Raw genomic sequence first — 5439 nt, forward strand, 5'->3', positions numbered from 1 at the left:
ATTGTTCTAAGGACAGAATAATCTCTTTCGATTCTTTATATATAGCCCATGTCTGATGGTATGGGAAGAGAATTCACGTATCTGTCTTCACATGCAACTAATCGCTATTTTATCCCGAATTGGGGTAAGAATTGGTTTCTAATAATAATATTATCTGTTTCTTTATCGTCACGGAACAAGAAATCTCCATTTGTGGTGTAATAATCATCACGTCCATCAGGATCAATCCTATTTACGGGATTGTCATGACAATACATATAAGGACTATATGGATAATATTTCTCTGCCAGCGGATCCATCCTGTCCCAACGTGCTGTAATAGGATTGTACTGCCTTGCTCCGTAGTCGTAGGTGTTCAGTCCATGCATCTTGTCCAGTTCCTTTCCGTTATACTTATATGGTTGCACGTCACTTGTGGCGGCTGAGCCGTCACAGAACTGGGCTCCAAAGGGGTAGTAGTTCATCGTCTGCATCACCGTCCCCATGCTGCCCATCGCCTTCGTCACCTGACGTACGTTGCCGAGGTAGTCCTTGTCATAGTAGAGGAAGGTGAAGTTGTCCTGCGTGGCATTATATTGTGTGGCTTGGCAGTAACCCTCATCAAACAGGAATTTATCTATTTTGCCGTTTTTAAGCATTAGAGCACCTCCGAGCAGGTAGTCCGTGGAGTCTGTGTATAGTATCTCCGACGGCATGAGCTCCCTTGTGCTTCCTATGGCGACGGTGATGTTCGGCACGGCAGTCTGATACACCACGCGCAGTTTCTCGCCCGTCGCGCTATAGATATCCTTTGTCATGTTCCCCAACTATCTGTCCCTATAACCTCTTTATAACCAACTTTTCTTTTTCTTGTCGGGTCAACTCTTAAGTTGCCTATTGAATCAGTCCAAAAGTATTCTTGAATACGTACCCGACCACCCATTCCACTATGGATTATAGTGTATTTCCTATTAGGAAGTAAATTGATCATTTGCGTTTTTTTGTAACCACAACTATCATCCTTTTTAATCTTTAATCCTGTAGATTGACCCTGTAATCTGATTGTATCAAATTCTTTCGTATCATACGGATTTTCTTTGACAATAAAGAAAAAATGTCCTTCATGAGTTTGCGAACTATCAGATTCAATTTCTAAAACCAGTAAATTATGTACTACTATAATCTGTCGCCTCTCATCAAGTGAGAAAGAATGATCTTCTGTACATGCTGTAAAAAGAAGCGACACTATACAGGCATAAAATAAGTGTTTTATCTTCCCTGATTTATATAAGAGTTCCACCATATATCAAGTTGTTTTATCTTTTTTTCTTCAGATTTCTCATCTACAAATAATGTAGTCAAATCTGTTTTGAATTCATTCTTTACAAAATTTCTGAAATCTCTATATGCTATACTTCCTTGCTCTGCTTCTTTTTCACGTGGGGCTTCATCATGACTCATAGTCTTAATATACCCATAAATTGTTTTTAGTATGTATTGACCTGAATTCTGATCTCTATTTATTTGTTTTATATGACCAACCTCATGCGAAAATTCGCGAAACCACCAATCATAATATTGTTCACTGCTCATATTTGATTCATCGAAATAAGTAGGCGATACAAGTATACGAGTTTTTTCAGGACTACTTCCTAAAGTAATGCAATTGTTTTTCAGTTGTCCTCCGAATTCTTCCAACCTGACTTTCCTTATATGTTTTTCAGAAATACCAGACACTAAAGATAATAGATGAGCGGCGGATTCTGTAAAATTATAATATGTTGTTTGTGCCTTTGTAGTCATAATAGTTCCTGTAATACTTGTACCTGTCACCATGTATGTTCTTTCATGGCGAATTTTGACAATCCCTATAGGGAAAAGTCCATCTGAATCCACCAACATTACAGGATTATTCGTACAATACACATACGGACTAACGCCATAATATTTCTCTGCCAATGGATCAACCCTGTCCCATCGTGCGGTGATTGGATTATACTGACGTGCACCGTAGTCGTAGGTGTTCAGGCCGTGCATCTTATCAAATTCTTTCCCATTATATTTATACGGCTGCATGTCACCTGATGCGGCAGAGCCGTCACAGAACTGGGCTCCAAAGGGGTAGTAGTTCATCGTCTGTACCACCGTCCCCGTACTGCCGGCCGCCTTCGTCACCTGACGTACGTTGCCCAGGTGGTCGCGGTCGTAGTAGTAAAACATGAAGTTGTCCTGAGTGGCGTTCAGGCTTTCCGCCTGACAGTAGCCCTCGTCGAACAGATACTTATCTATCTTGCCGTTCCTCAGCGTAAGGGCACCGCCCAGCAGATAGTCCGTGGAGTCGGTATATAGTATCTCCGAGGGCATGAGCTCCCTTGCGCTGCCGATGGCGACAGTGATGTTCGGCACTGCAGTCTGATATATCACGCGCAGTTTCTCACCCGTGGCGCTATAGACATACCTCGTCACGTTTCCGTCGGTGAACTGTATCCTGACCGGGTTGTTCATCATGTCGTAGTCTATCCTCGCTATCCTGCGGCTGGCGTCGCTCGTGAGCGACCCTGCGCCGTTGTATGTCAGTGGATACTCCTGCCCAGCCACGCCGTCAAAGTCCGTAGCACCTGCGTACGCCATCCGCGAGGCGTTGTCGCGCATGCTTGACAACTGGTTTCCCTCGTACGTCATCTGGAGGTCGTCAAGCAGTCCTATGATTTGAACCTTTTGAAACTTTATGCTAATCATTAATCTCCTTATTAATATTTCTGAAGAACTGAACCCCACGAACTTCTTATTGGGATTGGGCTTGTTTCTTTGAGTTTATCTATAAAATCCATGGTCGGTTTGTCATCGTAAATTCCTATCTCAAAATAATAGGCCCTGTCTTTTATAAAAAGTACGTTACCCATACCATCATGAGAAATGCTCTGAATAAAATAGTTCACGGATTTTCGTTTCCTTACTTCCGAGACAAGTTCTTCAAGTTGCCTAAATGCGGTAGCATCTATTATTATGCTGTCTTCATCATGAATTTTCTCCCACGAAATACCATCCTTGGGAAACTTTCCAGATGAGATAGAGTCATGACAATCCCAGGACATCTCACCGAAAATTTCTTTCAATGTCCTGTCTTCTTTAACCTCCACCCAAAAGCAATTTTTATTTGTGCTTGTTGGGAAATAAAGGTATTTGCATAGAATGCCATCGTCATACGTTTTCGTACATCCGCATAAGATGATTACAAAAAAGAAAATAATGTTTTTTTTCATTAGTACACAACTCTTTTATTTAGACCATGTTCTTTACGTAATTTGTTTTCTGTATATTTTTCATTGCCTATAATACCTACAGTTTCTAATTCACTGGTTTCTTCTTGTGTTTCATACAATTTACCATCTACGTCCCTGTAAATATACGATGATTCTTCTCCATCCTTTGGCGCATTGCCATTCATTGCTGAATATGCATGAATTAACTCATGTCCAACCACGATTTCCATAGGTATAGTTTCAACTACAGTTTTTTCTGTATTGGAGTCCTGAACTTTTAAATCCAGAGAAGATGACGGGTTCAGATTAATATAACCATCCGTACCTTTACCATTGGATGCGTCTTTAGGGAAATAACTATGATATCTATTCCTATCGCTTTCACTCCCTATCTGGATTCCAGTAGTACGTTTGTGACCAATCACATCTCTCAGCAAAGATGTTCCGACATCCAGTTTCTTGTCTCTATTGTCCCATCTTCTACCGCCAATTGTCACTTCACCTGTTTTCCTATTCAATAACAGATTGTCATTTGTCAATTTCTGCATATAACCTAATGTCCTCATCTGCTCATCATGGGTTCCAACTAAAAATATTTTCCTTCCATCAGGATCAATTAGTCTGATAGGATTGTTAAGACAATACACATACGGACTAACGCTATAGTATTTCTCCGCCAACGGGTCTATCCTGTCCCATCGGGCTGTCACGGGATTATACTGACGCGCACCGTAGTCGTATGTATTAAGTCCGTGCATCTTGTCTAACTCCTTTCCGTTATATTTATACTGTTGGAAGTCACTTGTAGCAGCAGAACCATCACAGAACTGGGCTCCAAATGGGTAGTAGTTCATCGTCTGCACTACAGTCCCCGTGCTGTTGCTGGCTTTCGTCACCTGACGTACATTGCCCAGGTGGTCCTTGTCATAGTACAGAAAGGTGAAATTGTCCTGCGTGGCATTATATTGTGTGGCTTGGCAATAGCCCTCATCAAACTGATACTTATCTATCCTGCCGTTTCTCAACGTGAGAGCACCGCCCAGCAGGTAGTCGGTAGAGTCAGTGAACAGAATCTCCGACGGCATGAGTTCCCTCGCGCTGCCTATGGCAACGGTGATGTTGGGAACTGCAGTCTGATACACCACGCGCAGTTTCTCGCCCGTGGCACTATAGACATATTTCGTCACGTTTCCGTCGGTGAATTGTATCCTGACCGGGTTGTTCAGGCAGTCATAGTCTATCCTCGCTATCCTGCGGCTGGCGTCACTCGTAAGTGACCCTGCATCGTTGTATGTCAGTGGATACTCCTGCCCAGCCACGCCGTCGAAGTCCGTCGCCCCTGCGTACGGAAGTCTCCAGACATTGTCGAACACGCTTGCCAACTGGTTCCCCTCGTATGTCATCCGCAGGTCGTCAACCAATCCGAAGCCTCCGTGCATCGCGTCCTGGAGCCCGCAACGTCGCAGCCTCTTGATGTTTCCGTTGCAGTCGTACTCCGCCTGCTCGTTGAAGTAGTTTCTGTTACCTGTCAGGTTGTCGCCTGTTCCGAAAAGCGCCAGGTACAGGCGGTTGCATCCATCGTACCTCAGGTTGTAGCCCTTGTATTCGCTGTCATTCCTTGCCTTCCACCGCACGGTGCTTATGTTTCCGTTGTGGCATGCGCTGTCAAGACCGTCGGCATAGTACAGGTCTTCGCGGAATCCTCCGCTGCTGACGCTCTTGAGCCATCCGTGCACGTCGTAGGTATATGAGCAGTATGACTTGGAGTTCCTTATCGTTTGCCGCCCCTTGGTGCTCAGCCTTCCGATGGCATCGTAGGAGTATTCCGTGTCGCGTGACTGCGCGGTGCCCCCGTGGCTGACGGACAGGCTCATTTTTGTCTTCTTGCCGTACCGGTATGTGTAGCCGGTCTTCGCCGTGAAGTCGCCCCCGTAACCTACGCCTACCCTGACCTCCGTGCTGTCAACGGCGCCCGTGAAGGTGTATTCGGTGCTGACATCCTCAATGTGCCCGCCGAGTCCCTTGCGCACAGTCCTCACCGCCTGACCCTTGCGGTCGTACACGGTGACAGTGCCGAGGGCCTCGCCGCCGGTAGCGTACACCACCTGTCCCGTAAGGTAGCCGATGGCGTGCTGTCTCTGTTCCTGTCCAATGGTTAATGCAGGCATCGCGCTTGTAAGGTTGTTGCCGATGAATT

6 protein-coding genes are annotated in these 5439 nt (G+C 45.0%); all 6 read right to left on the minus strand.

Going from position 1 to position 5439, the window contains the following annotated elements:
* Positions 1 to 104: 104 nt before the first annotated feature.
* Positions 105 to 797 carry an RHS repeat-associated core domain-containing protein gene (locus CIK96_RS11720; RefSeq protein WP_094389655.1) on the minus strand — a complete coding sequence of 231 codons (693 nt, stop codon included), beginning with the start codon at positions 795 to 797 and terminating at the stop codon, positions 105 to 107.
* Positions 794 to 1282 carry a hypothetical protein gene (locus CIK96_RS11725; RefSeq protein ID WP_254046315.1) on the minus strand — a complete coding sequence of 163 codons (489 nt, stop codon included), beginning with the start codon at positions 1280 to 1282 and terminating at the stop codon, positions 794 to 796. The genes CIK96_RS11720 and CIK96_RS11725 overlap by 4 nt, the downstream gene beginning before the upstream one ends.
* Positions 1249 to 2718 carry an RHS repeat domain-containing protein gene (locus tag CIK96_RS13545; protein WP_254046316.1) on the minus strand — a complete coding sequence of 490 codons (1470 nt, stop codon included), beginning with the start codon at positions 2716 to 2718 and terminating at the stop codon, positions 1249 to 1251. Before CIK96_RS13545 ends, CIK96_RS11725 begins: the two co-directional genes overlap by 34 nt.
* A gap of 11 nt (positions 2719 to 2729) precedes the next feature.
* Positions 2730 to 3242 (minus strand): hypothetical protein, encoded by a 513-nt coding sequence (locus CIK96_RS11735; protein ID WP_094389657.1) that lies wholly within the window; start codon positions 3240 to 3242, stop codon positions 2730 to 2732.
* Positions 3242 to 5281: an RHS repeat-associated core domain-containing protein gene (locus CIK96_RS11740; protein WP_158214866.1), complete on the minus strand. Its 2040-nt coding sequence runs from the start codon at positions 5279 to 5281 to the stop codon at positions 3242 to 3244. Before CIK96_RS11740 ends, CIK96_RS11735 begins: the two co-directional genes overlap by 1 nt.
* On the minus strand, positions 5244 to 5439 hold a 196-nt coding region (locus tag CIK96_RS13395; protein WP_216820461.1), incomplete at its 5' end, for a hypothetical protein. The genes CIK96_RS11740 and CIK96_RS13395, both read right to left, overlap by 38 nt.

Origin of the sequence: Prevotella sp. P4-98, from assembly GCF_002251405.1 — a bacterium.
GTDB lineage: Bacteria > Bacteroidota > Bacteroidia > Bacteroidales > Bacteroidaceae > Prevotella.